At 52.8% G+C, this 26,380-nt stretch carries 16 protein-coding genes; 10 read left to right on the top strand and 6 right to left on the bottom strand.

Translation table 11 applies throughout. The annotated features are described in order from the left end of the window. The first annotated feature begins 440 nt into the window (after positions 1-440). The 6 genes from AC5DDB_RS25310 to AC5DDB_RS25335 all read left to right on the top strand — a co-directional run bounded on the left by AC5DDB_RS25310 (position 441) and on the right by AC5DDB_RS25335 (position 7,212). Positions 441-1,217, top strand: a complete 777-nt coding sequence (locus AC5DDB_RS25310) for an HpcH/HpaI aldolase family protein (protein WP_491742546.1) — start codon at positions 441-443, stop codon at positions 1,215-1,217. A gap of 214 nt (positions 1,218-1,431) precedes the next feature. Then, positions 1,432-2,520, top strand: coding sequence for a lactonase family protein (locus tag AC5DDB_RS25315; RefSeq protein WP_491742547.1), 1,089 nt, complete (start codon positions 1,432-1,434; stop codon positions 2,518-2,520). Positions 2,521-2,573: 53 nt separating this feature from the next. Next, positions 2,574-3,368 (top strand): SDR family NAD(P)-dependent oxidoreductase, encoded by a 795-nt coding sequence (locus AC5DDB_RS25320; RefSeq protein WP_491742548.1) that lies wholly within the window; start codon positions 2,574-2,576, stop codon positions 3,366-3,368. Between the two features lie 89 nt (positions 3,369-3,457). Then, positions 3,458-4,489, top strand: coding sequence for a Gfo/Idh/MocA family protein (locus tag AC5DDB_RS25325; RefSeq protein WP_491742549.1), 1,032 nt, complete (start codon positions 3,458-3,460; stop codon positions 4,487-4,489). After that, a complete protein-coding gene (locus tag AC5DDB_RS25330; RefSeq protein ID WP_491742550.1) occupies positions 4,486-5,274 on the top strand; it encodes an SDR family oxidoreductase in 789 nt (262 codons plus the stop codon). Before AC5DDB_RS25325 ends, AC5DDB_RS25330 begins: the two co-directional genes overlap by 4 nt. Before the next feature lie 24 nt (positions 5,275-5,298). Next, positions 5,299-7,212: an exo-alpha-sialidase gene (locus AC5DDB_RS25335; protein WP_491742551.1), complete on the top strand. Its 1,914-nt coding sequence runs from the start codon at positions 5,299-5,301 to the stop codon at positions 7,210-7,212. A gap of 15 nt (positions 7,213-7,227) precedes the next feature. Here AC5DDB_RS25335 and AC5DDB_RS25340 read toward each other — a convergent pair whose 3' ends face one another. Next, on the bottom strand, positions 7,228-8,994 hold the full coding sequence (locus tag AC5DDB_RS25340) for a sodium:solute symporter family transporter (RefSeq protein ID WP_491742552.1): 1,767 nt from the start codon (positions 8,992-8,994) through the stop codon (positions 7,228-7,230). 560 nt (positions 8,995-9,554) lie between these two features. Between AC5DDB_RS25340 and AC5DDB_RS25345 the strand changes: the two genes are divergently transcribed. Then, positions 9,555-11,360, top strand: coding sequence for a DEAD/DEAH box helicase (locus tag AC5DDB_RS25345; protein WP_491742553.1), 1,806 nt, complete (start codon positions 9,555-9,557; stop codon positions 11,358-11,360). A gap of 306 nt (positions 11,361-11,666) precedes the next feature. Here AC5DDB_RS25345 and AC5DDB_RS25350 read toward each other — a convergent pair whose 3' ends face one another. From AC5DDB_RS25350 to AC5DDB_RS25370, 5 genes are all read right to left on the bottom strand, one after another. Further along, on the bottom strand, positions 11,667-13,082 hold the full coding sequence (locus tag AC5DDB_RS25350; protein ID WP_491742554.1) for a DUF1501 domain-containing protein: 1,416 nt from the start codon (positions 13,080-13,082) through the stop codon (positions 11,667-11,669). 124 nt (positions 13,083-13,206) lie between these two features. Next, on the bottom strand, positions 13,207-16,116 hold the full coding sequence (locus AC5DDB_RS25355; protein ID WP_491742555.1) for a PSD1 and planctomycete cytochrome C domain-containing protein: 2,910 nt from the start codon (positions 16,114-16,116) through the stop codon (positions 13,207-13,209). Between the two features lie 50 nt (positions 16,117-16,166). Further along, positions 16,167-17,780 (bottom strand): LamG-like jellyroll fold domain-containing protein, encoded by a 1,614-nt coding sequence (locus AC5DDB_RS25360; RefSeq protein ID WP_491742556.1) that lies wholly within the window; start codon positions 17,778-17,780, stop codon positions 16,167-16,169. Then, positions 17,777-18,319, bottom strand: a complete 543-nt coding sequence (locus AC5DDB_RS25365) for a sigma-70 family RNA polymerase sigma factor (RefSeq protein WP_491742557.1) — start codon at positions 18,317-18,319, stop codon at positions 17,777-17,779. The genes AC5DDB_RS25360 and AC5DDB_RS25365 overlap by 4 nt, the downstream gene beginning before the upstream one ends. Before the next feature lie 155 nt (positions 18,320-18,474). Beyond that, positions 18,475-19,641 (bottom strand): XylR family transcriptional regulator, encoded by a 1,167-nt coding sequence (locus AC5DDB_RS25370; protein ID WP_491742558.1) that lies wholly within the window; start codon positions 19,639-19,641, stop codon positions 18,475-18,477. A 185-nt stretch (positions 19,642-19,826) separates the two neighbouring features. On the opposite strand from AC5DDB_RS25370, the gene AC5DDB_RS25375 reads away from it, so the two are divergent. From AC5DDB_RS25375 to AC5DDB_RS25385, 3 genes are all read left to right on the top strand, one after another. Further along, entirely contained in the window at positions 19,827-23,345 is a 3,519-nt protein-coding gene (locus AC5DDB_RS25375; protein WP_491742559.1) for a PSD1 and planctomycete cytochrome C domain-containing protein, read from the top strand. Positions 23,346-23,404: 59 nt separating this feature from the next. Then, the gene (locus tag AC5DDB_RS25380; RefSeq protein ID WP_491742600.1) at positions 23,405-24,799 is read left to right on the top strand and encodes a DUF1501 domain-containing protein; all 1,395 of its coding nucleotides are present in this window, start codon (positions 23,405-23,407) and stop codon (positions 24,797-24,799) included. Between the two features lie 121 nt (positions 24,800-24,920). Then, positions 24,921-26,360: a sulfatase family protein gene (locus tag AC5DDB_RS25385; protein ID WP_491742601.1), complete on the top strand. Its 1,440-nt coding sequence runs from the start codon at positions 24,921-24,923 to the stop codon at positions 26,358-26,360. The last annotated feature ends 20 nt before the right edge of the window (positions 26,361-26,380 follow it).

A 26,380-nucleotide genomic window follows, 5' to 3' on the forward strand; every position in this document is an offset into this window, starting at 1 on the left:
CGTGTCGATTACTTACCGGGCATGCTTTGACCGCGAAGTGACGGCGCTTATCACAGTCAATGACATCCATCGTTCAATCTACCTGGCTGCTTCGCCATTGATTCTACTGAACTCGTCATGTTTTCACATTGCTGAGATCGAAAGTTCCTCAGAAGCCAACGACAACGAAGTTCTCCTTGTCGACGTGATCGATTGGATAGCTTGTTTCTAGATGCGGCGGCCAATAACGCAAAACGATAATATGGCGTTCGCTTCTGTCTGTTGATCTGTTCACTCGGGTCGCAATTCTACAAAGAAGTAGAGCGTTAAAACCACGTTGGATAGCTCGCTTCAGTTCCCCGCCGAAATTCGCACCAATTAACTTCGCGTGTCGGCTTGTTAGAAGAATGTCTTTTGGTCACACTGTTCCCATAAACGCATCAACACAAGGTTATAAATTCATGAGAAAAAGCAAAACGCTTGCTCGCATTGCGAACAACGAGACGGTGCGAATGTGCTGTCTTGGTCATTTCGTGCCTTCATTTATTCGACTCGCAGCCCACTATGAATATGATTGCGTCTGGCTGGATCTCGAGCACCGGAACATTTCGGATCGAGACGTTGAGGCCCTACTTGTCCATTCGCATTTGCACGATATCGACGTCATGGTGCGAACGCCCACGCGGGAGAAAGCCAGGCTCTACCGGTATCTCGAAGACGGTGCTGCAGGACTAATGATTCCCCATGTCAATACTGCCGAGCAAGCGGCAGGTTTAGTCAATTCAGTCAAGTTCCCGCCGCTTGGTGACCGCGGATTGGACGGAGCGGGCCTCGATGCCGACTATTTCGTGAACGGTCCGGACGGGGTTCTACAGTTCCTCGAGGAAGCGAACAACGAAACCTTTTTAGTTGTGCAGGTCGAGACGCCTGAAGCTATCGGAAACGTCGAGGCGATCGCGTCAACACCGGGACTCGATGGTATTTTTGTGGGGCCAGGTGATCTTGGGCTTCGGATTCGTCAGGCTAACACCGAATTGACTTTGGAAGATGCCTTCGAAACTGTCGCTGCAGCTTGTGCAAAACACGGGGTTGCCTGGGGGACACCGGTTGGAACTGCGGAAGACCTTGCCAAGCGTCAACAACAGGGTGCGCAGTTACTGGCCCACGGCGGAGATTTTGGAGCAATTCGAGCGGCCCTGCAGGCGGGGTCGGAAACGTTTGTGCAGACGCCGCGTTAGTGGAGTCCTCAAAACCTTCGATGTTGAAGCGACATAACTCGGAGGTCAGTTGGGGGATTAGCATCGCAATCGATGCAAGCCTTAGAAGACAGAAAAGTCGACTCAGCGTTTGCCGCTTTAGTTTTCATCAACTTCAGTCATCGCGTCGTCGTCGAACCAAGAAATGAAAGTCATGAGTGTTTAGATGCGGATACTAGTTCTTTGGCTTTTGGTTATGTCTAACACCGCAAAATCGGCTGATCCGGTCATCTTTGTTTCTGCGTTTCGATCCGGCGAAGATGGGGCGATTCATGCATATCATTTCGATTCGGAAAAGGGTCAACTCACGTTTCTGAATCGGACGACTGATGTCGAGAACCCGTTTTTCCTGGCGATCTCACCAAGCGGACGGTTTCTGTATTCGATCGACGCCAAAGAATTCGGTGGCCCCGAAAATGAATTTGTTGCGGCCTATCAGATCGATAAACACAGCAGAGAACTGACTCGTCTCAATCGTCAGTCATCTTTAGGGACAGCTTCCTGTTATCTGGATATTGACGCATCCTCGCAGACTGTTGTGGTTGCAAATTACACGACTGGTAGCGTGGCGGCTTTGCCGATTCTCGACGACGGTTCGCTGGGGAAGGCCTCGGGGTTTGTACAACATTCCGGTGCCAGCATCGACCCGAAACGCCAGACTAAGCCGCACGCACATTGTATTGTTGTCAGTCCTGACAACCGTTTCGCTTTGGCAGCGGATCTAGGAACTGACAAGGTAACCGTTTACCGTCTGAATTTGGACTCTTCGGAGTTGACAGTTAACCCCGCACAGCCGTTTGTCAAACTTCCGCCGGGGTCTGGTCCGCGTCATCTGACGTTTCATCCGAATGGTCGGTATGTGTATGTCGTCAACGAACTAAGCAATACCGTCCTTGTCTTTGACTACAATGCCGAACAGGGCGTGCTAAAGGTCGGTCAATCCGTTTCGACATTGCCTCCGGAATTCTCAGGAACGTCGCACACAGCTGATTTGAAAATTACCCCCGATGGACGGTTTCTCTATGCAACAAACCGCGGTCATGACAGTATCGCGAGCTATCGAATTTCTAAGAGTGGCGAGCTAACGTTGCTTAGTATTGAATCGAGTTTGGGCAATGGACCTCAAAACCTGCTTATCACACCTGATGGCCGTTGGCTATTATGTGCTAATATGCCTGGCAATAGTCTCGTCGTCTTCTCAATTGACCAAGAGACCGGCACTTTGACTCCCCACGGCAAACCGTTAGCGATTCCAATGCCCTCTTGCATTCGCTGGTTGAAGTGATGCGAGAAACATTGGGCAAGGTTACAAAGATTAAGTGAATCGGAACCGTCTCAATGAATCTTGAAGGTCAAACTGCTATCGTAACTGGTGCTGGTCGAGGCATCGGGAAAGGGTGTGCGATTGAACTTGCGCGGAATGGCGCAGACATTGTTCTCAACGATCGGATTGGCAGCCCAGACTTGCAGCCAACTGCTGAGGAAATTCGAGGACTCGGTCGGGAATGTCATTTGATCGAGGCTGATGTGTTTTCGCGGGAAGGGTGTGAACAGCTTGTCTCTGAGGCACTTTATGTAACATCGCGGATTGATATTTTGATTAGCAATCCTGCGTTTAGTCGACGAGGGGCGTTTCTCGATTTTCCGCCGGAGTTGTTTGAGGCTGTCATCAATGGCACTTTGACTAGTGGCTATCATATGAGTCAGCTAGTAGCGCGTCATATGGTCGATCAGAACATCCCGGGGAAGATCGTGTTCATCTCGAGCGTTCAGGCAGAGATGCCCATTGCACTTTGTTTTGCCTATGGAGCCGCCAAAGCAGGATTGAATCATATGGCTCGTTCCATTGCCGTCGAATTGGTGCCACATCGGATCAACGTCAATGTCATCGAACCCGGATGGATTGATACTCCCGGGGAACATGTCACATTCAGTGATGAGACGATCGAATCGGAAGGAAAGAAACTCCCCTGGGGAAGACTTGGATTACCTGACGATGTTGGCAAAGCAGCCGTTTTTCTTGCTAGTGCCGATGCGGACTATATCTCCGGCACGGTGTTGCCGGTTGACGGTTTGTACCGGTATGGGCATTGCATGTCCGAAAAACTACGTCCGATGAAAGATCATCAGTGATCGGCCCGACATTGAATTAGCGACCCGCAATCGGAATCTTGTCATGTCTCTTTCCAGTCGTCAGTACCTTTCCCATTGAGAAACGAGCCGTGAAACAAATTCTTGTCATCGGCGGTGGATCGATCGGAGAGCGACACGTTCGCTGTTTTCAGAACACTGACCGAACCGTTGTTTCTTTATGTGAAATCAACGACGACCTTCGGACGACCGTAGCAAGTCGCTATGGATTGCAGCGGACATTTCGTTCTCTCGATGCAGCGTTGACAGAAACTGCCTTTGATGCAGCTGTTGTTTGCACGCCCGCACATTTGCATATTGGAATGGCGACGCGGTTGGCGACACATGGCTGTGCAATACTCATTGAGAAACCCTTAAGTATTTCTTTAGAGGGGACTAGTGAACTTATCGCGGAAGTCGCTAGTCGCCGGATATCTGCTTCCGTGGCTTATGTTTTACGCCAGCACCCGGCTTTGCAGGCCCTACGTGAATGTGTACGACAACAACGCTTTGGTCGGCCGGTACAAGTGGCGTACACAGGTGGGCAGTTTTTTCCATTGTACCGACCTGCTTATCGAGAGATCTATTACACCAGACACGAAACTGGTGGTGGGGCAATTCAGGACGCTCTGACGCATACGATCAACGCCGTCGAGTGGATTGTCGGTCCCGTGACGAAGCTCGTTGCCGACGCGGAACATTGTGTTCTCGATGGTGTCGATGTGGAAGATACCGTGCATGTCCTGACTCGACATGCATTCCCGACGACCTCATCGGATGGCTCGCTGACGAAGACTGCATCGGTATTAGGTTCTTTTAGTTTAAATCAGCACCAGGCTCCCAATGAATCAACACTAACAGTGGTCTGCGAGTGCGGAACTGTTCGCTACGAGTCGCATAACAATCGTTGGCTATCCTGCGCAGAACCGGGTACGGATTGGGTCGTCGAAGAGCAATTTAAGATCGAACGTGATGATCTGTTCGTTCGCCAAGCAAATGCGTTTCTCGATCAACTCGATCATCAAGCTGGTCCGGCTTGTTCGCTAGACGAGGCTTTGCAGACATTGCGTGTCAATATGGCGGCTCTGCGTTCTGTGAAATCCGGTGCTTGGGAAACACTATGACTGAACCAACAATCCAACAACTCTTCGACATGACTGGCCAGACCGTGCTCATCACGGGAGCCACCGGGTTTCTTGGGCAGTCAATGTCTCGGGCGTTTGCGGAGGCGGGGGCGACGGTGGTCGCTGGTAGTCGTGATCTTTTGAGAGCACAGACGATTGCAAAGAGTTTGCCGGGCGATCGACCGCACTTTGGGGTCGAGTTAGATCACCTTTCGGAAGAGTCGATTCATGAAGGTTTCGCAGCAGCAGTCGCAGCTGCTGGACAAGTCGATGTGCTGATCAACAATGGTCAGCAAGGGCACTCCATGGATGTGACCAACGTTACCGCCGAAGCGTTTTCCGAAGATCTTCGAAATGCCACCGGCTACTTCATGCTCGCTAGACAGCTTCATGATCATGTGGTTTCACGTGGAGTTTCTGGGGCGATTGTCATGATTGGTTCGATGTACGGCGTCGTCGGCTCCTATCCTGATGCGTATGAGGATATTTGCACTGCGAGTCCAGTTCAGTATCACACGTTGAAGGGTGGCATCATCCATATGACGCGACATCTTGCGGTATATTGGGCGAAAGACAATGTTCGTGTGAATTGCCTTAGTCCAGGGCCGTTTCCGTCGGAGAAAGCGCCTGCAGCGATGGTGGAACGACTGAACCGAAAAAGCCCGATGGCCCGAATGGGACAGCCGGAAGAACTCAAGGGCGCCGTCCTGTTACTAGCCAGTCGAGCCGGCAGCTATATCACGGGCCAGAACCTGCTAGTCGATGGCGGTTGGACCGCGTGGTAAGAATACTCATAGAAAGAAATTCTTATGAAGTACCGACTTCAATTTATCGCACTGCTAGTCTTCGTCTCGACATTCACAGGGCGTGGTTTCGGTGAAGATGCCGGTCGAATCCAACTGTCAGATCAGAATCGCGAACGATGCCTGAAGATCCTTCGCGATGGGATGCGTAGCGAGGAGTTTTGGCCATCGATCCATGCGGCTGAAGGTCTGACACTCGCCGGTCACGGTGCAGAAGTCATTCAGTTTCTGACACCTAAGTTAGCCACGATCAAAGATGATCAGCAACGCTGCGGAATTGCCCGCGAGCTAGTTCGTGCGGGCGATCGATCTAAGTCCGATATCATGTTGAGGATCCTGGCTGGTGAGGACTCATATGGTCATGTCCATGCGGCTGAGAGTCTCTATAAGGTCGTGGAGATCGGTGATGGCAAAGCGATGCGAGAAGCGTTTGAGCAAAGCGAAAACATTCCCCAAAAACTGATGGCAGCGGGAGCATTGGGGAGGTGTGGTAATCCGCAGACGATGAGCTTTCTGCGAGAATCACTCACTCACAAAGACATGGATGTTCTGCGGATCGCGGCCTGGATTCTAGGACGCATTGGAAACTCAAGCGATATTCCTGCACTCAGAAAGCAACTAACACGGTGTGACGATCGACTCGTGCGGGCCTATGTCAATCATTCGCTAGCTGCACTTGGAGATCAAGATGGGTTAACAGCATTGGCTACGAATCTGAAAGATAAGGATGCAGCCATTCGGACATATGCTGCAACATTTGCCGGTGATGCTCGGGCGTTGAATCTCGCTGAGCCGCTACTCAACATGCTGGACGATCAACACCCCGATGCGGCCTATCGTGCCGCTCAGTCGTTGTTGATGCTTGCCGGCCCACCGCCACATGATTCTACCGAAGACCTTTCGCAAATCGTATATACGGCGACGGCGAAGAATCCGCGTTATACAGAAGGTTCTATCATTGCTCTGACAAACGGAGATTTGTTGTTTGCCGTCACGGAATTTCAGGACGGTGGCAGTGACTTTGCAAAAGCACATATTGTTGCCCGGCAATCATCCGATGGGGGACGGACCTGGGGAAAAAAGAAAGTCCTGCAACAGAATACCGGTGGGATGAATGTCATGAGCGTTACGCTGCGGCGGCTTCCGGATAACTCGATTGGATTGTTCTATCTGCAGAAGAACAATCATCACGATCTTAAAATGTATGTCCGCCATTCGACGGACGAGGCGGCGACCTTTGGCGAACCGATCGTGGTGACAGCGAATGACGGATATCATGTGATCAATAACGATCGGATCACCGTACTATCGACAGGTCGATTGTTGGCTCCTGCCGCTTCCACACTGGATGTCCAAAAAGTCAATCATTTTGTGTGTCACTGTTATCTGTCTGATGACAATGGGCGAAGTTGGCGAAATGGGACGGGTGTTGTCGACACACCTAAACGCGGTGCGATGGAACCGGAAGTGATTGAACTGAACGACGGCCGATTGATGATGCTAATTCGCAATCAGCTGGGATTTGTCGGTCGGAGTTATTCCGAGGACGGTGGTGAAACGTGGAGTGCAATGCAGTCGCTCGGGATCAAAGGTCCCGAAGCACCGGCGACCGTACGACGGATCCCATCCACAGGAGACTTGCTTCTCATTTGGAACAATACATACACGGAAGGTGCTGGGCATGGAGGTCGACGAACGCCGCTCACTGCTGCAATAAGTCATGATGAAGGGCAATCGTGGCAGGTTGTCAAGAATCTTGAAACCAACCCGGAGCGAACATTTTCTTATACGAGTTTGACGTTTGTTCGTCACCGAGCCGTGATGAGTTACTGGGAGAGTGGGCCGAGCAACGGACAATACTCATGTCGTTTTCGTTCATTGCCAGTCGCCTGGTTCTATGAGAACACCACGCAGCAGTGATGACTCGTAATGCAATCATGCTTGTGCAGCACTTGACTGAGAAACTTCATTTCGGCGTGGCAATACCCAACTCACGCTTACCCCGACGACCACGTTGACGAGCAGTGCGATCGGTCCAATCCACTGAAAGCTAATGGGATCGCGAGCAACGAGTTCGACGACACCCGTCTCAGGATTCAACTCTCGGACGGCCGATCGAATCATTTCTTCACCGGTGCCGGGGTCGATCTGAGTCATCAGTTCCACCCCGAATGTTTGCGGGTCGACATCAGCGTATGTTGCCAGAAAGACAACGAGCGGTCCGGAAAACGCGATGGCTGCAGCGGTGAGCATGCCGCAAATGGTCGCAATCCATACGCCAACTGGGTGAGCGAAGCGAACAAACAGCGCGAAGAAGAAAAGTGCAAAAATTGGTGAGGTCAACAGGTTGGCTGTCTTTGACGTCACCGCGGTGATGTTGCCAGGGATGTACTTCATATACGTGCTGCCGACGACCACAATGACCCCGATCGTCAACGCTAGGAATTTTGCGGAGCGGAGACTGCCGGTTTCGGAATCTGGTTTTCGTTTGAAACGGCCTATGAAGTCTGTCGTGACAACAGCAGTCACCGAGTTCACACCGGAATCAATGCTGCTCATGGCTGCGGCAAACATTGCAGCGACGACGAAACCGGATACGCCAACCGGGAGTTCGAACGAAACGAAACGTGGAAACAATTTGTCTGCGTCTGATTTGAGTCCCATGCCCTCAGGCAGTGCGCTTGGGTTCGTTTCGAAAAAGGCCAGCAGAGCCATGCCCACTAAATGCAGAGTAAATACGACTGTCGCTCCCACGCAGAGTTGAGTAAATAACGCTCGCCGAGCGGTGGAGGCGTCGCGAGTGGCCATAAAACGTTGGACTGATGTTTGATCTCCGGCCGAAGTCGCAACGTACCATGTCAGAATGCTCAGAAATGTGCCGACCATCGTCACACGTGTTCGCGGATCCGTGCTGAATAGTGGTTGCGAATCCCAGTTCTCGTGCCACTCGGTTGGCAACCAGCTCAGGCCACCGACGTTCCAGGTCACGGTAGCCAGAACCAGAAGTGCGCCACCGAACAGCAGAACCGTCTGCATGAAATCCGTCATGACGACAGCCCGGAGTCCCCCGAGAGTTGTGTAGGTCACCGAGACGATGCCCGTGACGAGCACGATCACAGGAACCGCAGCGATACGCAATTCGGCGGCTTCCCACCGATAAAGACCTGGCAACATCGTGCTGGGATCGGCATCTTGGAATTGTCCCGCGACGACCGACCACGTCTCGGTATTGATCACCCAATAATCTGCGCCCAGCATGACCGTCATGGCGTTCGCGGCGAGGTACACCAGCAGCATCATCCATACGAGCCGCAGGAGAAGAAACATCGAGGCACCCAACAGGCGAATGCTCAGTCCCAGCCTTTGCTCAAGAAGTTCGTAGGCACTCGTGGCCCGCTGTCGCATAAAAACTGGGATAAAACCATAACCCACAACGATGAAAATGACCGGGTAGGTCAACAGTCCCAGAAGTGTCACAGGTCCTTTGCCGGCAGCCTCACCAGGCATCGACAGGTACGAAATTGTGCTCAACAGTGTGGCAAAAAGTGACACCCCGACAAACAGGGGATTCATTTCGCCACTCCCGACGAAGTATTCCTTCGTCGAACTCTGGCGTCGACTGTAAAACCAACCCAGGAAGATCGTTAACGCGGCATAGACAAGAATGATCAGCCAGTCGATCCAGTGCAGCCCGCGTTCCATAGATTCGTTCCTCGACTTGCCTAAGTTGATAATTCATCGCAAATGGGTCAGTGCGAATGACCGTTCACAGAATGTTCATCGTTCCAAGAGTGCGGCTTCGGTTTAAAAAGCTTAAACCGTATAATCAGAATATGTTGATTTCAAGTTGCATCAGATTGTGACGTGCTGGAACACTATGACTAAAAACCACGGGTGTGTCCTCGCAAAGTCCCGTGGAATCTGCTACTCTTTGCGAAATGATTGAATTACAGCTGGCCAGATTCAGATTCCAACCCCGCTGGGCAATCGATTCCTCGCCCACCGATGCCTGAACAACACCTGACGCGTTCGATCATATTCTGCAAGTGGCTATGGTAACTCGTGTTGCCGGGCTAACGCCTATCGTTTGATGATAGCCAAGGCTTGCACCTTTGTGCGTCCGCGAGTTCCCACCAGGTCAACTTCCATTTGAACACTTGAAAGCTCGGATTCCGATCCAGCTTGCTGGGGCTGAAGTCCCCATGCGACGGTTTTCTGCGGCAACCGTCTGTTGAAATGGTCTTCCATGAAATTCAGGTAAAATGATGATTCTGTCAGACATTGACACGAAAACGAGCGACGATTCTGCAGAGACAACGATGCAGGAAATCGAGTCCACAACCCCCACCGAACCAACGGGGTTTGGCGCCCTTGGGTTGAGTGACACGCTCGTCGAAGTCATCCGGCAGCACGGTTATGAATCGCCAACGCCGATTCAGGCACAGGCCATTCCGCCGCTGCTGCAAGGTGACGACGTCCTCGGCCAAGCACAAACCGGCACTGGTAAGACGGCAGCTTTTGCGCTACCGCTGCTCGAACGGATCGACCTTTCCGAGCGATATCCTCAGGTTTTGGTGTTGGCTCCGACACGTGAACTGGCGATTCAAGTGGCTGGGGCGTTCGAAAAATACTCGGAAGGCTCGGGCGGTTTGCGGGTCGTCCCCATTTTCGGCGGACAGGATTATCAAATCCAATTGCGGCAGTTGAAGCAAGGCCCGCAAGTTGTTGTCGGAACCCCCGGTCGGGTGATGGACCACATGCGACGCGGCACACTCAACCTCGACAATCTGCGATGTTTCGTGTTGGACGAAGCCGACGAAATGTTGCGGATGGGTTTTGCGGAAGATGTCGAGTGGGTTCTCAATCATGTTCCCGAGAAGCGTCAAATGGCGTTGTTTTCGGCAACAATGCCCGGGCAAATTCGACAGATTGCCAAGAAGTATCTCAAAGATCCAACTGAAATCACCATCGAACAACGGACGGCAACGGCCGACACGATTCGGCAACGATACATTGTGACAACGCCTCGGGAAAAACAGGTTGCGTTGTCACGCATTCTCGAAGCCGAGCCGATCGACGGTGTGCTTGTGTTCGTGAAAACGCGGAATACAACAGGGGCTCTGGCGGAATTTCTGTCGGACGCGGGACTCAAAACGGCCGCCTTGAACGGTGATATTCCCCAGCGTGCTCGGGAACGAATTGTCGAGGGTCTACGATCGGGCAAAGTCGACGTCATTGTGGCAACAGACGTCGCGGCTCGCGGACTCGATGTCGAACGGATTAGCCATGTCATCAATTACGATTTGCCGCACGATAGCGAGTCGTACGTCCACCGCATCGGTCGAACCGGGCGTGCGGGACGAAGTGGCGAAGCAATTCTATTCGTCCATCCTCGCGAACGGTATTCGCTGAACCGATTGGAAAAAGCGACACGACAACCGATCGAACCAATGGAACTTCCGTCGAATCGGGTGATCAACAAGCAACGGATTGCTCGCTTCCACGAAAAAATGACCGAGGCATTGGCTTCGAGTGAACTCGAGACCTATCAGTCGATTGTCGAGCAATACCAACGCGAGAACGACACGTCGTACGAGTCCCTCGCTGCGGCACTCGCAATTCTGGCAAACGGCGATGTCCCTCTGCTGGTCAAGGATCAGGTGAGCCAGACCAGCTTCTCGAAGGACACGCGTCGCGGAAGTGACGATCGGAATCGGTCTCCAAAACGGGAGCGACGTTCCGATCTCGAAATGGAAACCTACCGCATCGAAGTTGGTCGGAATCACCAAGTTCAACCGCGAAACATTGTCGGAGCAATCGCCAACGAGGCCGGCATCCGCAGTGATGGCATTGGCAAGATCAAAATCTTCGAAAACCACAGCACGGTCGATTTGCCGGTAGGGTTGCCTCACGGTGTGGTGAAGACGTTGCAGAATGTCTTTATCGCGAACCGTAAACTTCAGCTATCGCGAATGAACGCTTCACCGTCTGCACGTGTCCCCGAACAAGGACCCAAACGGAAGAAGAAAAATTCGAAGTCCAAAGCGAATCACCGCCAGCGGGCATAAACCGAAGTCTCGGTGACCGCCGCGAATGTGTCGTGCATCGATCACATGTGAGAGAACAGTCCGTCAGCATTTTCGCTGCTATATCAAAGAGTTGGGGTGGTACCTGAATACAGGCACCACCCCAGTTTCATTCGCCCAGACCGTTTTGACTCTCCGCCACACCGAGAATGTCTATGTCCGACAGTCATTCGGACTTTAGAGCAATTTACTTTTGACCGTAGCGGTTTCTGTCTCGTGGAGGCCGAAATACAAAGGCTTTTCAGCGTCCTTCACGGACACAGAAGACCGTAATACGGTCTAACTCTGTCATGCGATCATTTCGTGGATCACTTCACCACCGAACTGACTGAGTTGCTTGAAGCGGCCGCCGTGGAAATAGGTCAGTTTGTTGTCGTCGAGACCCAAGAGATGTAATAGCGTCACGTGGAGATCGCGGATCGGATGGACGCACTCAACGGCGGATGCACCGAGTTCATCGGTTGCTCCCACGACACCGGGTTTCACGCCACCGCCAGCTAGTAGCATGGTCATGGCTTTGTTGTTATGCCCGCGGCCGAGGGAGTACACACCGCCTCGTTTGTTGTTGTCCGGCGTGCGACCGAATTCCCCGGTCCAAATGATGAGCGTATCTTTGAGCATGTCACGCTGTTTAAGGTCGCGGATCAAAGCGGCAATCGGTTTGTCGACGCTCTTGATACGAGCGGTATGACCGCGTTCCAAATAGTCGTGACTATCCCAACCACCGCTAAAGACTTGCACGAAGCGAACGCCATTCTCCACCAACCGCCGAGCCATCAAGCATTGCCGACCGAATGTTTCCGTTTCGGGATCATCCAGGCCGTACAATTGCTGAGTTTTTTGAGTTTCCTGGTTGAGATCAATGACATTAGGAACTTCGGCCTGCATACGGAACGCTAACTCGTAATTTTCGATGCGGGCAGCCAGTTTTTCATCAGCTCCTGATCGTTCAAGATGTTGCTGATTCAACCAAGCCAATTCGTTGAGTGCTCGGCGTTGATGTTCGCGTGATTTGTTCGGCTGGGCGGCTAGATCGAGAAGCGGCGAGCCTTCCGGACGAAGCCGAGTTCCCTGGTAATACGGCGGTAGGAAACCGTTGCTCCAGTTTGTCGGGCCGCCCTGTGGCAACGCGAGTTCCGTCATCACGACATAGCCAGGGAGGTTCTGGTTCTCGGTGCCGAGTCCATATGTCGCCCAAGCTCCGAGTGCCGGGTCGCCACCGAGTCGGCTGCCGGTGTTCATATGGAAGAGGGCTTCGGGATGGTTTAACGACTCCGCTTGGCAACCACGATAGTTACACAACTCGTCAGCCACGTATGGGTCCGCCAAATGTTGCCATTGGTCGCACATCTCGACGCCGGTATCGCTCACCTTGCGAAAGGAGAACGGGCTGCCGACAAAGAACTTAAAGCCGGTCTCCTGCCCACCGGTTAACTTGGATTCCTGTTTGTGTAGTCGAGTCAGTTCCGGCTTGGGATCAAACGTGTCCATGTGACCGGGGCCGCCCTCCATGAAGAGCATGATCACATTCTTCGCCCGAGCCGGAATCATCGGCTTCTTCGGCGATAAAGGAGACGACTTCTCGGAGGACGGTTGAGCATCTGCGGCGGCTAGCATCGACGACAATGCCACAGAACCGAGCGACGCGCTAAGACCAAGCAGTACCTGTCGTCGAGACGCGAGTGATAGGTTATCAGGATTCATTTCTTTGCTCCGGTTATGATTTTGTATTCTTATTGGATTTCGCGAAAATGACGTCCAAGGAATTTGCCATCGAAACAGATGTCTGCCGATGACTTAAGCCACGGTCGTGCGTCCTTCAGCGTTTCTAATTGACGTACATGAACTCATTGGCGTTGAGTAACAGTAGGCAAACGTCTGCGAGTGCTCGCGTTTCCGGAGAAACATCAGCGGGTTTGCGGTCGGGGACGTAGTTCTCGAAAATCGGCAGGATTTCCTGATACTTGAAGACTTCCCCGGAAAACTCTTCGACCAGCGACCGGGTGATTTCCGTCGGGTAGGTCACCGGCTTGGCTGGAGTGTCGGTGTGATAAGTCACCATGTCGTCGTAATAATTCGATAGACGCTGAACTTCGTCGGCTGTCGCGTTGCGTCCGAATGCCAACTGGAACGCACGGCGAATTTGCGTTTCGTTGGTGTCGTTTTCTTCCTGCAGTCGAACCGCGAACGCGATGGACCGATCGGTCATCTGGTCGCTGTTGAGCAAGGTAAACACTTGCGGTGTCACAGCCGCCGTCTCGCGAAGTTCGCAGGATTCATTGGGGTTGGGCTGGTTGAACAATTCTGTGAACGGGTCTGCTTGTCCCCGCACGTGGTAGGCGTAAATCGTCCGACAGTTGCGTTCTTCCGGTGTCCGCGATGGCTGGTACGCCGGGGCCAGCGAGAACTGAATCATGCGGGGTTGCAGGGCGACTTCCATATTAATTTCCGGCATGATCGGCAACCCGCCGGATCGTTCCTGAAGTTCGCCTGTGATTTGGAGAATCCCATCGCGGATTTCCTCTGCACTCAACCGACGCATTGGAAAGTGTGATAACAAGCGATTGTTCGGATCGGTTGTCTTCCACGATTCCTCTTCAGGAGGAGTGGACGATCGCTGGTATGTGTCGGTCAACATGATGAGCCGATGCAGACGCTTGATGGTCCAACCGTGTTCCACAAAATCGGCTGCGAGGAAATCGAGCAATTCCGGATGCGACGGCTTCGCCCCTTTCGCGCCGAAGTTGTTCGCATTTGCGGCCAGCCCGACACCAAAGTGACCTTGCCAAATGCGGTTGACGATCGATCGGGTCGTCAATGAGTTGGCTGGGTCAGCGATCCAGCGGGCCATTCCTAATCGTCGGCCGTCGACTTCGTTTGTCAGCAAATACGGATCATTCGCGTCCGCATCGACCATCACGGAGACCGCACTGAGCACACCTGGTTGCACGACATCACCCAAGGCAGTCAACGCGCCTCCGGTCAGAATATGACATTCCGGCGGCGTCCCCGGTTGTTTGCCACGTTTGATTCGCAGTTTACGAGCACCGTTCCAGGCCAGTTCAAAATCGGCGGCGTTGTAAACGCTTTGAGCCATTGGCTCGAACCGCTCCAATCGACGCGTCCAAATCCACTCGTCTTGTTCGCGGACTTTGAGTTGCCCCTGCTCGACATGATCCAACCCCACATGACGTGGCGGTTTTTCCTCGTCGGCAAGGTTCCTCCGAGCGGCCTCGTTTTTGTACGGTAAGTTGTGTTCTTCGAACCATTTTCGGGCCGCGGTTTCTCGCTTTTCGATCAGTCGATTCTTTTCCGAGACCGCAAAGTCGAGCATCCGTTTTGCGTGCGCTCGTCCGGTTTGGAAGCCCTCTTTGTTTTCCTCAGGAAGAAATGGGGCGGGTCGCTCAGCCATCTGCGTGGTCGAGAACGCTGCGTACATTCGGTAGTAATCACGAGTCGGAAGTGGATCGAACTTGTGATCATGACATTTTAAGCATCGCATTGTGGTCGAAAGGAAAGTTTGCCCGGTGATGTTCACCAAGTCATCCAGCCACATTTGCCGGGCTTCCGCTTTCTCCACCATGGCGTTGTCCCATGGACCGAGGCGGAGAAAACCAGTTGCGATAATCCATTCCGATTCCTCAGCGGTGTAATCGCCGCTGAGTTGTGTTTTGTGAACGGCCGCTTCGGTTCCCTTTCGCTCTCGAACCGATTGGTCCGCCAGTTCATCACCCGCGAGCTGTTCGACGATAAACTCGTCATACGGTTTGTCATCATTAAACGCCCGAATGACGTAATCGCGATACCGCCACATATTAGACCGTTCGTAGTCATTGGACATGCCACCGGTGTCCGCATAGCGGGTCACGTCGAGCCAATGTCGGCCCCAACGTTCGCCATAACGGGGACTGGCCAACAACCGGTCAATTAGCGCTGCCCAAGCGGCGTCAGGGTCTTTTTCAGAAGCCGCGACGAATTCTTCCACCTCTTCGGGTGTCGGGGGTAGGCCATGCAGATCGAATGTCGCTCGGCGGATCAGTGTCCGGGCATCAGCACGCGAGACCGACTGAATTTTCGAATCCTTTAATCGCTCGAGAATCAGTGCGTCGATGACTGCAGAGGTAGAAGGTCTGCCCTCCTCCTTCACTCCCATCTGATTGAGCAGTTCCCGTTTCCGTTCGTTCGACAGGTTCTGCACCGGCTGAAAAGCCCACAGGTCTTCGGGTTGATAGCGGCGATTCGTCCACTCGGCGGACGTTCCTCCACTGGTTTCGAAACGAATGCCCTCGTCCGTCACAGCCATCTGTTCCGATTCTCGGCGATAACGCTCTTGCGCAGCTTCATCCGGCCATGGTGCTCCGGCTTTGATCCAGCGTTCGATCGCGGCAATTTGCTTTTCGGTTAAGCGATCGTTCTCTTTCGGTGGCATCTCGAAGATTTCCCACCGAATCGCCGGGAGCAAAGAGCCTTCGTCTGTCTTCCATGGAACAATAGCGGGTTCGCCGGACTCTCCGCCTTTCAGCAAATGAGCGCGATCAACAACGCTGAATTCCCCTTTGATGTCCTGCGGGTCACCGCCATGACAACCGAGACACTTCTGCTTCAACACCGGCAAGACCTTCAGCGTAAACTCGCGTTCGGCCTCTTCACCGGCGACAGCGGAATGAGTCGCTGCGGTCGCTACTAGTAACAAGACGACTAGTGTCGAGCGAATCCGAGTCTGATGATCAACAGTCATGATGTCTCGCCTCTTAGTCCTGCTTGACGTCTTCTGATTGGAAATCCATGTCATGGATGGGACACCTCATAGAGTTGTCGAATTTCATTTCCCGACAGGGGAGCGGAGAACAGCAGGAACTCGTCCATACTGCCATTGAGGTTCCGGATCGCGAATCGTGGTTTGTTCCATTTGGGGAGTCCCCAATTGCACAGCGACGCATCGCCGATGCGAATGTAGGTGACCAAGTACTCTTCCGGAATTGCTTCCTGACTCAACACTTTGCCGTTGAGATAATGAGTGACTTGGCGATTCGTCCCGTCATAGACGCTGGCAATCATTAGCCAGCGACCACTGAGAGACGGATTCCAGAACGGCGGTGAATAGAAAATGTGCTTGTCCTGCTCGCCTTTGGAGCGATCAAACACGTCTCGCTTTTTAACGGAAAAGAACAGTCGGCCATCGTCCATGATCTGCCAGTGCGGTTCACCTTGTTCGTGTCCGTCCGTCAGGAACAGCGAATTATACCAACGGTCGAGGCTGTTGATTCGTACCCAACACACAAGGGTTAGGTTCTGGTACTCACCCGGCACTTGAAGCCGGACACGACTGCCCGCGGGACTGAAATCGAGCGCACTCGCCGATTCACCCCAGCGGTTCTGAGCAGCCGTCGCAGCGACGACAGCACCCTCGCTGGCACGCAGTTCTCCATGGGAGACCTGATTCGGCAAACGACGCTCGGCGACTGCCGCGGGTGTCAGCTGATAGTGAGCAATCACACGTTCGTCTCGAGCGAGTTCCTCGGACGTTTGTTTCCATTGCTCGCGACGTGTCTGCTGTTGATTGCGTAAACGGCGTTCGAGATCCAAGGCTCCCACAAACGCCTTAGAGTTCGCCGTGATTTTTGTCTGGCCTTGCGTATTGGAACGAGTTGCGTCGCCCTGTTTGAGCAACTGCTTATCCAGTCCCGTGGGATGCCATTCGACTTCCCCATCGAGCACATGCACTTCAGAATGATCGGCAGATACATCGACCGCGAATTCGGTACCCAGATCAACCACTTCACCCACTTGAGTTCGCAAGCGAAATCCCTGCGCAGGTTCCGGCACGCGGGCACGGACCTTGCCACTCGCCACGAAGACTTCCATCGGCGAGAGAATCGAAAACGCCGCTTCGCCTTCGACAACTAACGTCACACCGCTGAATAACTCAAACTGAGCCAACCCACTTTCCAACCGGAGTTCACCTGGTGGGACAATGCCGCCGGTTGCAAGCACACCTTCCCCCCAGACCGCATCGACCTGACCGGAAAGAATGGCAAAGCCCGTTGCTTCCTCTTCGTCTGTCGGCGTTTCAGCCATATTGGGATTAGTCGGCGTACTCTGGTGTTGCCATTGCCAGGCGATGACAAAGAGAAGACTTGCACAAACCGCGACCATGCCGGCGAACGCAAGTCGCCAACGACGACTCGGCTTATCGACCGGTAAGGAGACCGAGTTTGCAGCGGGAGTCTCTTGCTCTGCCGCTTCGGTTTCGAGCAACGTGGAAAGCAAGACCCGATCAAGATACTCACGACGAGCCACCGGATCGACCGACAATTCGGCCTCCAACCGAAGGAAGTCGGCTTCAGAAATCGTTCCTTCGAGGGCATCGTCGATTAAGGATTTGAGTTCCTTTGGAGTCATGATTTCGCCTCTCCCGTCCCCAGGCGTCGTTGCATACAGGTGAGCAAATTGGAGCGAAGCCGATGCAGGGTGACTTTGAGTCCCCCGAGACTTCTGCCAACCCTCGCAGCAAAGTCAGCGAGTGTTCCGCGACTTGCATATCGATGCAGCAGAAGCTGTCGATCTTGCGACTTCAAATTCTCCATGCACTCTCGCAACGCGTCATGCCGTTCTTGAAGATCGAAATCCGATTCCGCAAGCTCCGACTCGATAATCTGTTCCAACTCGCTACTGAAAACCAATTTGGCATCGCGGGCTTGTGATTTTCGATAATTCAAGACTTCATACCGCGCGATGCTAAACGCCCATGCCTTGAAGTTCGTGCCGAGTTCAAAATCCGTCCGCTTTTCCCAAATTTTCGTATTCGCCTGTTGGGCCACATCACTTGCGGACAGATCCCCGGGTAGCAACGACCGAACATACATTTGCAACGCCAGCTGATGTTCGGTCAGCTGTGCCACAAAGGCTGTCTCAAAGTCGTTTGGTTTCGATTCTGGCATGTTTGCAAATGCCGTAGGAGCGAAGAAGGTTAACGATCATTTAAGAAGAAATCTTTGAGGTCGATGTAACCTTTTTGCTATTATGATGTTACGTGGTGACATATTCGCCGAAATTTTCGGCGTTAAAGCGATATGTAACGGCTTTGCCACTGATTCTAGGAAACAAAAACGTCATCTTGGCGACCGGCCGATCCGGCGCGTCGCCGGTAAGCGCCGGGAGTTTCGCCACATTCTCTTTTGAAAACCGCGCTAAGTCTCTCTTTGTGACTGTACCCGGCTAAAGGAGCGATTTCCTCGAGTGTCAGGTTGGTTTCATGCAGAAGCTGTTTCACTTTCGCAATTTGGACATTCGTGATTTCATCGTGAGGAGTTCGGTTTAATTCTCGGCGAAATCGGCGTTCCAATTGTCGCCGAGAAAGTGATGTGAAGTTCGCGACATCGTTGACGTCGATGCCATCACAGGCATACTCCCGAATGAAACGACAGACGCGTGCAACCTCACGATCTTCGACGGCGATCACCTGGGTGGAAAGGCGTTGGACGACGGAGATGGGGGGAATGTATTCGATGACCTGGGGGACGGGTTCGCCGTTCATCATCGCGTTCAGAATCTCCGCAGCGCGATACCCGACCCGTTCCGCATCCGGCCGAACACTCGACAATGGTGGGTCACTGAGAGGACAAATGGCATCGTCGTCATCAACGCCGATCACACCAAGGTCATCGGGCACGTTCAAGTCGAGTCCACGACAGACGTTCAAAACTTGTTGTCCGCGGATATCGTTGCAAACAAACAAGCCCGTCGGCGGTTCCAGCGAACCCAGCCACGTGGGCATGGCTTTCAGGTCGAACATCCCCGCCTCTTCGAGACTTGAAAGCGTCGATTTCTTCGGGCCGGGGGTCTCGTAAACAGATAGCGGGCAACCAGTTTGGTCGACGAGCTCACGAAAACTGTCGAGTCTCGTTTCCGAATAATGAGCGCCTTGAAAACCGCAAAATGCGAAGCGTCGAAATCCACGTTCCCATAGATGTTCAAAGGCCAACCGCGCGACTTTCCGATCGTCTGTTTCGACCTGCGGGACACCTGGGAATGATTCACTGCAGCGGACATCGACACAAGGAACACCCAGGGGACGGATGGAATCGATGGTGCGATTATCGAGTCGGCCAATGACGCCGCTGAGAGTTGATTCGATCATCCAATCCGGGAGAAAGACTTCGATCGTCATCTCCTGATGCAACAACGACCAATGGCTCCGCGTTTGCGCGAAACGTGCGATCCCCCGCAACAACCCACGGCCATACGAGCGAGATGATTCCACAAGCAAAGCGACCTTTCGAGGTCTCTTGATTTTAGGTGTCATAGAAACGAACTTGGTCGAACGTGTCGCAAATCATTAATCGAATGTCGCATTCTATCCTCGACTATGGACATTTTGATGCGATAATCAATAAAAGAATCGTTACTGGTCGCGTCCTGTTTGTCGCAGTTTATTTTATTGTGATCATGAAACTGACTCTCTCAAGATTTATCCCATTCGCGTTGCTGCCATTCGTCGTGGGACTGACCCTATGCCCGGTGATTCTTGGCGATGACCAAGTCGTCACGAAGGAGCAACTGGAGTTCTTCGAGACGAAGGTTCGGCCGTTATTGGCAGAGCATTGTTATCAATGCCATAGTGCCAATGCTGATCGAATCGAAGGTTCATTGCGGCTCGATCACCGCGAGGCAATCCTGCGTGGAGGTGACTCGGGAGCCGCCATTGAGCCGGGAGATGCGGATCGCAGCCTGCTGATCGAAGCGGTGCGGTACGAGTCCTATGAGATGCCGCCGAAGGGCAAACTTCCGGACGAGGATACAGCGACACTCGTCCGCTGGGTCAATATGGGAGCACCTTGGCCGGACGAACCGATACCCGTAGCCAATGCAAACACGTCGGAATTCGACCTCGAGCAACGAAAAGCGGAGTTTTGGGTCTGGCAGCCGCCTGCCCAATCCGATCTGCCGATCGTTCGGGATCAAGAATGGCCTCGAAACGATATCGATCACTTCATTCTTGCCCAACTCGAACACGCCGGTTTGAAACCTGCCAATGATGTCGAACGCACGGCTTTACTGCGGCGACTCTATTTTGATCTGATCGGTTTGCCGCCCACACCTGGGCAAATACAAGCGTTTCTCGACGATCAAGAAGCGGGAGCTGTCGAACGAGTCGTCGATGAATTGCTTGCGTCCCCACATTTTGGCGAGCGGTGGGGACGACACTGGCTAGACCTGGTGCGATATGCCGAGTCGCGTGGCCATGAATTCGATAACGACACTCCGAATGCGTTTCAGTACCGAGATTATGTCATTCGGGCGTTGAATGCCGATGTTCCTTACGACCAATTCGTGCGTGAGCACATTGCGGGCGACTTACTGCCAGAGCCTCGGCTACATCCGACGAAGAAGTTCAATGAATCGATTCTCGGAACCGGTTTTTGGTTTCTCGGCGAATGGGTTCACTCGCCCGTCGACATTCGTAAGGACGAAGCCGATCGTTTCGACAACATGCTGGATGTGATGTCAAAAACGTTTCTCGGGGTGACCGTCGCTTGTGCCCGCTGTCACGACCATAAGTTCGATGCAATCTCGACAGCCGACTATTACTCACTATCGGGCTTCTTGCAGAGTAGTGATTATCGGCAAGTCCGTTTCGAATCCATGGAACAGAATCGCCGTCTGGCCGAACAACTGGCGGAGACGGACACGAAATATCAGCGTCAAATCCTAGACTATTTGGAACGCCAAGACATTCGATTGCCAAAGCAATCGAGTTACCTCAATGATGAGTCGATCGTTGTCGACTACGCGAACATTCCCCAGAAACACTATCTTCAGGACGGTGTAATTTATGGTCAGTCGCCAAGACGTGAGGGACTAGCGTATCTGTCGGATACCGGTGCTGTCGAAGTCGCCACGTTCGGAGCAGCCGTCAACGATCCCATTTGGTCGGGGTTGGAATCCATTACTGAAGGGGCAATTCAGAACAGGAGTTCAATTGCGAAACTTCCCAAAAGTGGTCGGACGCTTCGTTCACCGACATTCGAGTTGAAACATGGGACTGTCAACTGCTTAGTCGAAGGGACCGGGCATATTGTTGCATGTGTCGATTCCCATCGGCTTGTGGCCGGTCCACTTCATAAAGAGACGATCCGCCCGGTCAAGGCAGGCAACCGCTGGGTCAAGCTGAATCTGTCTCGCTATATCGGGCATCGACTGCATCTTGAGTTCGTACCAGCTAAGGACGCACAATTGTCCGTCCGCATGGTCACGCAGGGACTCGACGCGAACGGGCTGGCTGAGATCGATCGTCGTTTAGCGGCATTAGATAAGCAATATGTCGAGTACGCTAAGGCTGCGGAAGCCATTCTCAATAGCAGCGAGAAGGTGGAGGAAATCGTTTTCGCGGACTTCGAATCCGGGAATTATGAGGGTTGGACCGTCACCGGCAAAGCGTTTGGAGTGATTCCGCAAACTTTGGAAACCATTGCTCCTTATCAAGGGCGAATCAATGGACGCGGCAAGTTCTTCGTCAATTCTCACAACATTCGACCGGGTGGCGACACTCGTCGAGGTGATCGACTGACGGGAACGCTGACATCGTCTGAGTTCACCATCGATTTCGACGCGATCGAATTCCTCGTTGGTGGTGGAAGCCATCTGGGGAAGACCTGCGTCAATCTGATGATTGGTGATGACGTCGCGCTGTCCGCGACCGGAAAAAACAGCAATCAAATGTCGCTCGAACATTGGGACGTTCGTGCGTACCAAGGTAAGAAAGCTCGGATTCAGGTCGTCGACAATCACGAGGGGGGCTGGGGGAATATCGGGGTTGATCATATCGTATTCCTGAAGTCCGAAACCCCAAACGGTGGCAGCATTCGTGCGAATCACATTGTTCGCGAGTGGCAGGCGGAGCGGGAAGAAATTCGTCGGCAGATCGTCCGTGTTTCACACGTTGCCCCGGCAATGATGGATGGCACCGGCGAAGACGACCATATTCTGATTCGCGGCAACTCGTCCAAACCCGGTGAAATCGAACCTCGCCACTTCCTCACAGCAATTTCCGGCGATGCCCCTATGGAGATCGAAGCAGGAAGTGGTCGCCTGGAATTGGCCCGACAAATCAACAGTCCATCGAATCCGCTGACATCGCGTGTCATCGTCAATCGCATTTGGCATCATTTGATGGGGCGTGGCATTGTTCCGACGGTCGATGACTTTGGATTCCTCGGGCAGCGGCCAACGCATCCGGAACTGCTCGATTATCTTGCGATTCGATTTCAAGCCGACGGACAAAGTCTCAAACGCATGATCAAGTTCATCGTGCTTTCGCGGACCTATCAAATGTCGAGCTACGCCTCCGAACAAGCAATGGAGGTCGATCCCAAGAATCTTCTTTGGCATCATCGCCCCCCTCGGCGGTTGGAAGGTGAAGTCATTCGCGATTCTTTGCTGGCTCTGTCGGGACGACTCGATAAAACTCAGTTCGGTCCTCCGGTTCCTATCCACTTGACACCGTTCATGGATGGACGTGGACGTCCCAGCCAAAGCGGGCCGTTGGACGGTGACGGTCGTCGGTCGATCTACATTGCAGTACGTCGCAATTTTCTTTCACCGATGATGCTCACTTTCGATACCCCTGCACCGTTTAGTTCGATGGGGCGACGAAATGTCTCAAACGTGCCGGCTCAGGCATTGATCTTGTTGAACGATCCACTCGTCGTAGAACTATCTCATGATTGGGGCGAAAGAGCACTGCAGAATGATTTCGGTCCGGGGGAAGACAACTTCGTCAAACGGATTGACTGGATGTATCTCGCCGGTTTCGGAAGATTGCCAACGGATCAGGAACGGGACACTGCGATTCACTTTCTCGAGTCTCAGGCGGCGAACCGAAACGTGACTACCGATGATTCGGGCCTCTGGGCGGATTTTGCTCATGTCCTCGTCAATACTAAGGAGTTTATTTTCCTCCGATGAATGAGTTCACCCCCTATCCTTGCCAACGATATCAATCTCAACCCACCACTCGTCGCGAAATGCTGACGAAATGTGCCGGCGGTTTCGGTGCGTTTGCACTTGCGGCGTTGCAGTCTGATCGGGCATTTGCTGGCAGTGACGTCCCGTCTTCCGCTCCGGGACACGCCGGTCACGGCCCCCATCATGAAGTTCGGGCGAAGAACGTCATCTTTCTGTATATGGATGGTGGACCGTCTCAAGTCGACACCTTCGACCCGAAGCCGATGTTAGACAAGTACAATGGCCGCGATCCCGGTCAGTTGTTCGATGTCGAACCGACTCAGTTCAACAACAACGGAACGGTATTGGCAAGTCCCTGGAAGTTCCAACAACATGGCGAATCGGGTATTCCAGTCAGTTCTCTATTCCCGCACGTGGCAGAGTGTGTCGACGAACTCGCGGTTGTTCGCTCGATGACATCAAATTTTCCCGAGCATACATTCGCAAATTATTTTCTGCATACTGGGAGCGGCTTGCAGGGGCGGCCGAGTATGGGAGCCTGGGTCAACTATGGTCTCGGAAGCGAATGCCGAAACCTTCCCGGGTTTGTTGTGCTCAACGGGGGTTTGATTCCGCCTGGCGGACTTGATTGTTTCGGCAGCGGGTTTTTGCCGGCTAGTTATCAAGGTTCCGTTTTTAAACCTTCCGGTACCGGTGTGGCAAACATCAAACCAACGGAAGCGACTCCACAACGACAACGCGAAAAACTTGATCTCATCAATCAGCTCGATCAGTTCGCGACAAGTCATTATGGCAAGCACGATAGCCTGGAATCAGCTATCAAGAACTATGAATTAGCCTATGCCATGCAGATGGCCGTTCCTGAAGTGATGTCCCTGTCTGCAGAGCCGCAGCATGTTCAGACGATGTACGGCATGGATTCCAAGTTTGAGCCGACACGCATCTATGCAGCCCAGTGTCTGATTGCTCGTCGGATGATCGAACAAGGTGTTCGTTTCGTGGAATTGACCTGTCCGCAAGTCGGTGGCGACCGTTGGGACCAGCATTCAAATTTGAAATCTGGTCACGAGAACAACGCTCGTGCTGTGGACCAACCGATCGCTGCACTGTTAAAAGATCTTCGACAACGTGGATTACTAGACGATACTCTTGTCGTTTGGGCAGGTGAGTTCGGCCGAACACCGTTCGCACAAGGCAAGAACGGTCGTGATCACAATCAGTACGGGTACACCATTTGGCTAGCTGGCGGCGGTGTCAAACCGGGAACCGTCTTTGGTGCGACCGATGAGTGGGGGTATAAGGCCGTCGAGAATCGGATTGAGATGCATGATCTTCACGCGACCATGCTACACCTACTCGGTGTGGATCATACTCGTTCCACATTCCGGTTCAGTGGCCGCGACATGCGTTTGACCGATGTGCATGGCCATGTCGTTTATGACATTATCGCCTAAATGCCAAACCGCCGAGAGTACCATTTTTTGAACTGGACTTCGCACGATGAATCGATTGTCCGAAGGCGTCTCGTTCTGCCGCTACCTGCAAGCACTCGTTCTTGCTTGGGGAATAGTCGGCATGATCACAAGTGCGAATGCCGTCGAATCGCCTCCTAACTTTATAGTCGTATTTACCGACGACCAGGGCTATCAGGATGTTGGATGTTTCGGTTCGCCCGATATTCGAACCCCTCGTTTGGATGCGATGGCCGAACAGGGAATGAAATTCACGAGTTTCTATGCACAACCGATCTGTGGCCCCTCACGTGCGGCCTTAATGACCGGCTGTTATCCAATGCGGGTTGCGGAACGCGGGAACATTAAACAAGTCCATCCGATTCTTCACAGCGATGAGATAACGATTTCCGAAGTACTGAAAACCCAAGGCTACGCAACAGCATGTTTTGGGAAATGGGATTTAGCAAAACATACACAAACTGATTTCTTCATCGACCTATTCCCGACTCGGCAAGGGTTCGACTATTTCTATGGAACGCCGACCAGTAACGATCGGCTTGCGAACCTCTATCGAAACGAAGAACTCATCGAAAAGTCGACTCGCATGGCGACTTTGACTCAGCGTTATACCGATGAAGCCATCAAGTTCATTAAGCAGAACCGCAGTCGGCCGTTCTTCGTCTACCTCCCGCATACAATGCCGCATACAAAACTAGATGCGTCTGCGAGCTTCAAGGGAAAAAGCAAACGCGGCCTGTATGGAGATGTGATCGAGGAGATTGATTTTAATGTCGGTCGACTCCTTGACACCTTGCAAGATTTGGGGTTGGCGAACAATACTTATGTCCTGTTTACTAGTGACAATGGCCCTTGGCTAATCAAGAACAAAGACCATGCAGATGGTCATCTGCCAAGCGACCACGGAGGATCTGCCGGACCATTGCGGAGCGGCAAAGTTTCCACGTTTGAGGGTGGCGTGCGTGTACCGACAATTCTATGGGGACCAGGCCGAGTGCCGGCGGGAACCACATGCGATGAACTTGCTAGCACGCTCGATATCTTGCCTACGTTCGCGAAACTAGCGAACGCAAAAGTACCTGACGATCGCGTTATTGACGGCGAAGACATCACTCATCTTTTTCATGGTGACTTTCACAAAGCCAATCCGGAAAAGGCGTACTTCTACTATCTCCGAGTTCATTTACAAGGCGTTCGGCAAGGGAAGTGGAAGTTGCATTTGCCGCGTGAAAAGGAACCTGTCGGAGTCGCTCCGTTTAGTCGGAATACACACATTGCGTCTTCCGATCGAATCGGTTTCCCAGAACCGTTTCTTGTCAATTTGGATACTGATATTGGTGAGACAACAAACGTAGCGGATGAATATCCAGACGTTGTTGAACGATTGTTGATGCTAGCAGACGCGATGCGTGAGGATCTCGGTGACTACAATCGCGTTGGCAAGAACATGCGTTTTTTCGACCCGTTGGATTCGCGTCCGAAGACGCCTCCGGTCCCACCGGCACGCAAACCTCGGTCGCAATCAAGATCGAGAACTCGGTGAAGTCAACCGCCTTGAACCTA

The organism is Thalassoroseus sp. (assembly GCF_984380535.1).

Bases quoted from the DNA above. Each gene is read 5' to 3' on its own strand.
- AC5DDB_RS25350 (WP_491742554.1), bottom strand. From the start codon at position 13,082: ATGAATCCTGATAACCTATCACTCGCGTCTCGACGACAGGTACTGCTT.
- AC5DDB_RS25335 (WP_491742551.1), top strand. From the start codon at position 5,299: ATGAAGTACCGACTTCAATTTATCGCACTGCTAGTCTTCGTCTCGACA.
- AC5DDB_RS25360 (WP_491742556.1), bottom strand. From the start codon at position 17,780: ATGACTCCAAAGGAACTCAAATCCTTAATCGACGATGCCCTCGAAGGA.
- AC5DDB_RS25310 (WP_491742546.1), top strand. From the start codon at position 441: ATGAGAAAAAGCAAAACGCTTGCTCGCATTGCGAACAACGAGACGGTG.
- AC5DDB_RS25375 (WP_491742559.1), top strand. From the start codon at position 19,827: ATGAAACTGACTCTCTCAAGATTTATCCCATTCGCGTTGCTGCCATTC.
- AC5DDB_RS25320 (WP_491742548.1), top strand. From the start codon at position 2,574: ATGAATCTTGAAGGTCAAACTGCTATCGTAACTGGTGCTGGTCGAGGC.
- AC5DDB_RS25385 (WP_491742601.1), top strand. From the start codon at position 24,921: ATGATCACAAGTGCGAATGCCGTCGAATCGCCTCCTAACTTTATAGTC.
- AC5DDB_RS25355 (WP_491742555.1), bottom strand. From the start codon at position 16,116: ATGACTGTTGATCATCAGACTCGGATTCGCTCGACACTAGTCGTCTTG.
- AC5DDB_RS25330 (WP_491742550.1), top strand. From the start codon at position 4,486: ATGACTGAACCAACAATCCAACAACTCTTCGACATGACTGGCCAGACC.
- AC5DDB_RS25365 (WP_491742557.1), bottom strand. From the start codon at position 18,319: ATGCCAGAATCGAAACCAAACGACTTTGAGACAGCCTTTGTGGCACAG.
- AC5DDB_RS25340 (WP_491742552.1), bottom strand. From the start codon at position 8,994: ATGGAACGCGGGCTGCACTGGATCGACTGGCTGATCATTCTTGTCTAT.
- AC5DDB_RS25380 (WP_491742600.1), top strand. From the start codon at position 23,405: ATGCTGACGAAATGTGCCGGCGGTTTCGGTGCGTTTGCACTTGCGGCG.
- AC5DDB_RS25315 (WP_491742547.1), top strand. From the start codon at position 1,432: ATGTCTAACACCGCAAAATCGGCTGATCCGGTCATCTTTGTTTCTGCG.
- AC5DDB_RS25345 (WP_491742553.1), top strand. From the start codon at position 9,555: ATGATGATTCTGTCAGACATTGACACGAAAACGAGCGACGATTCTGCA.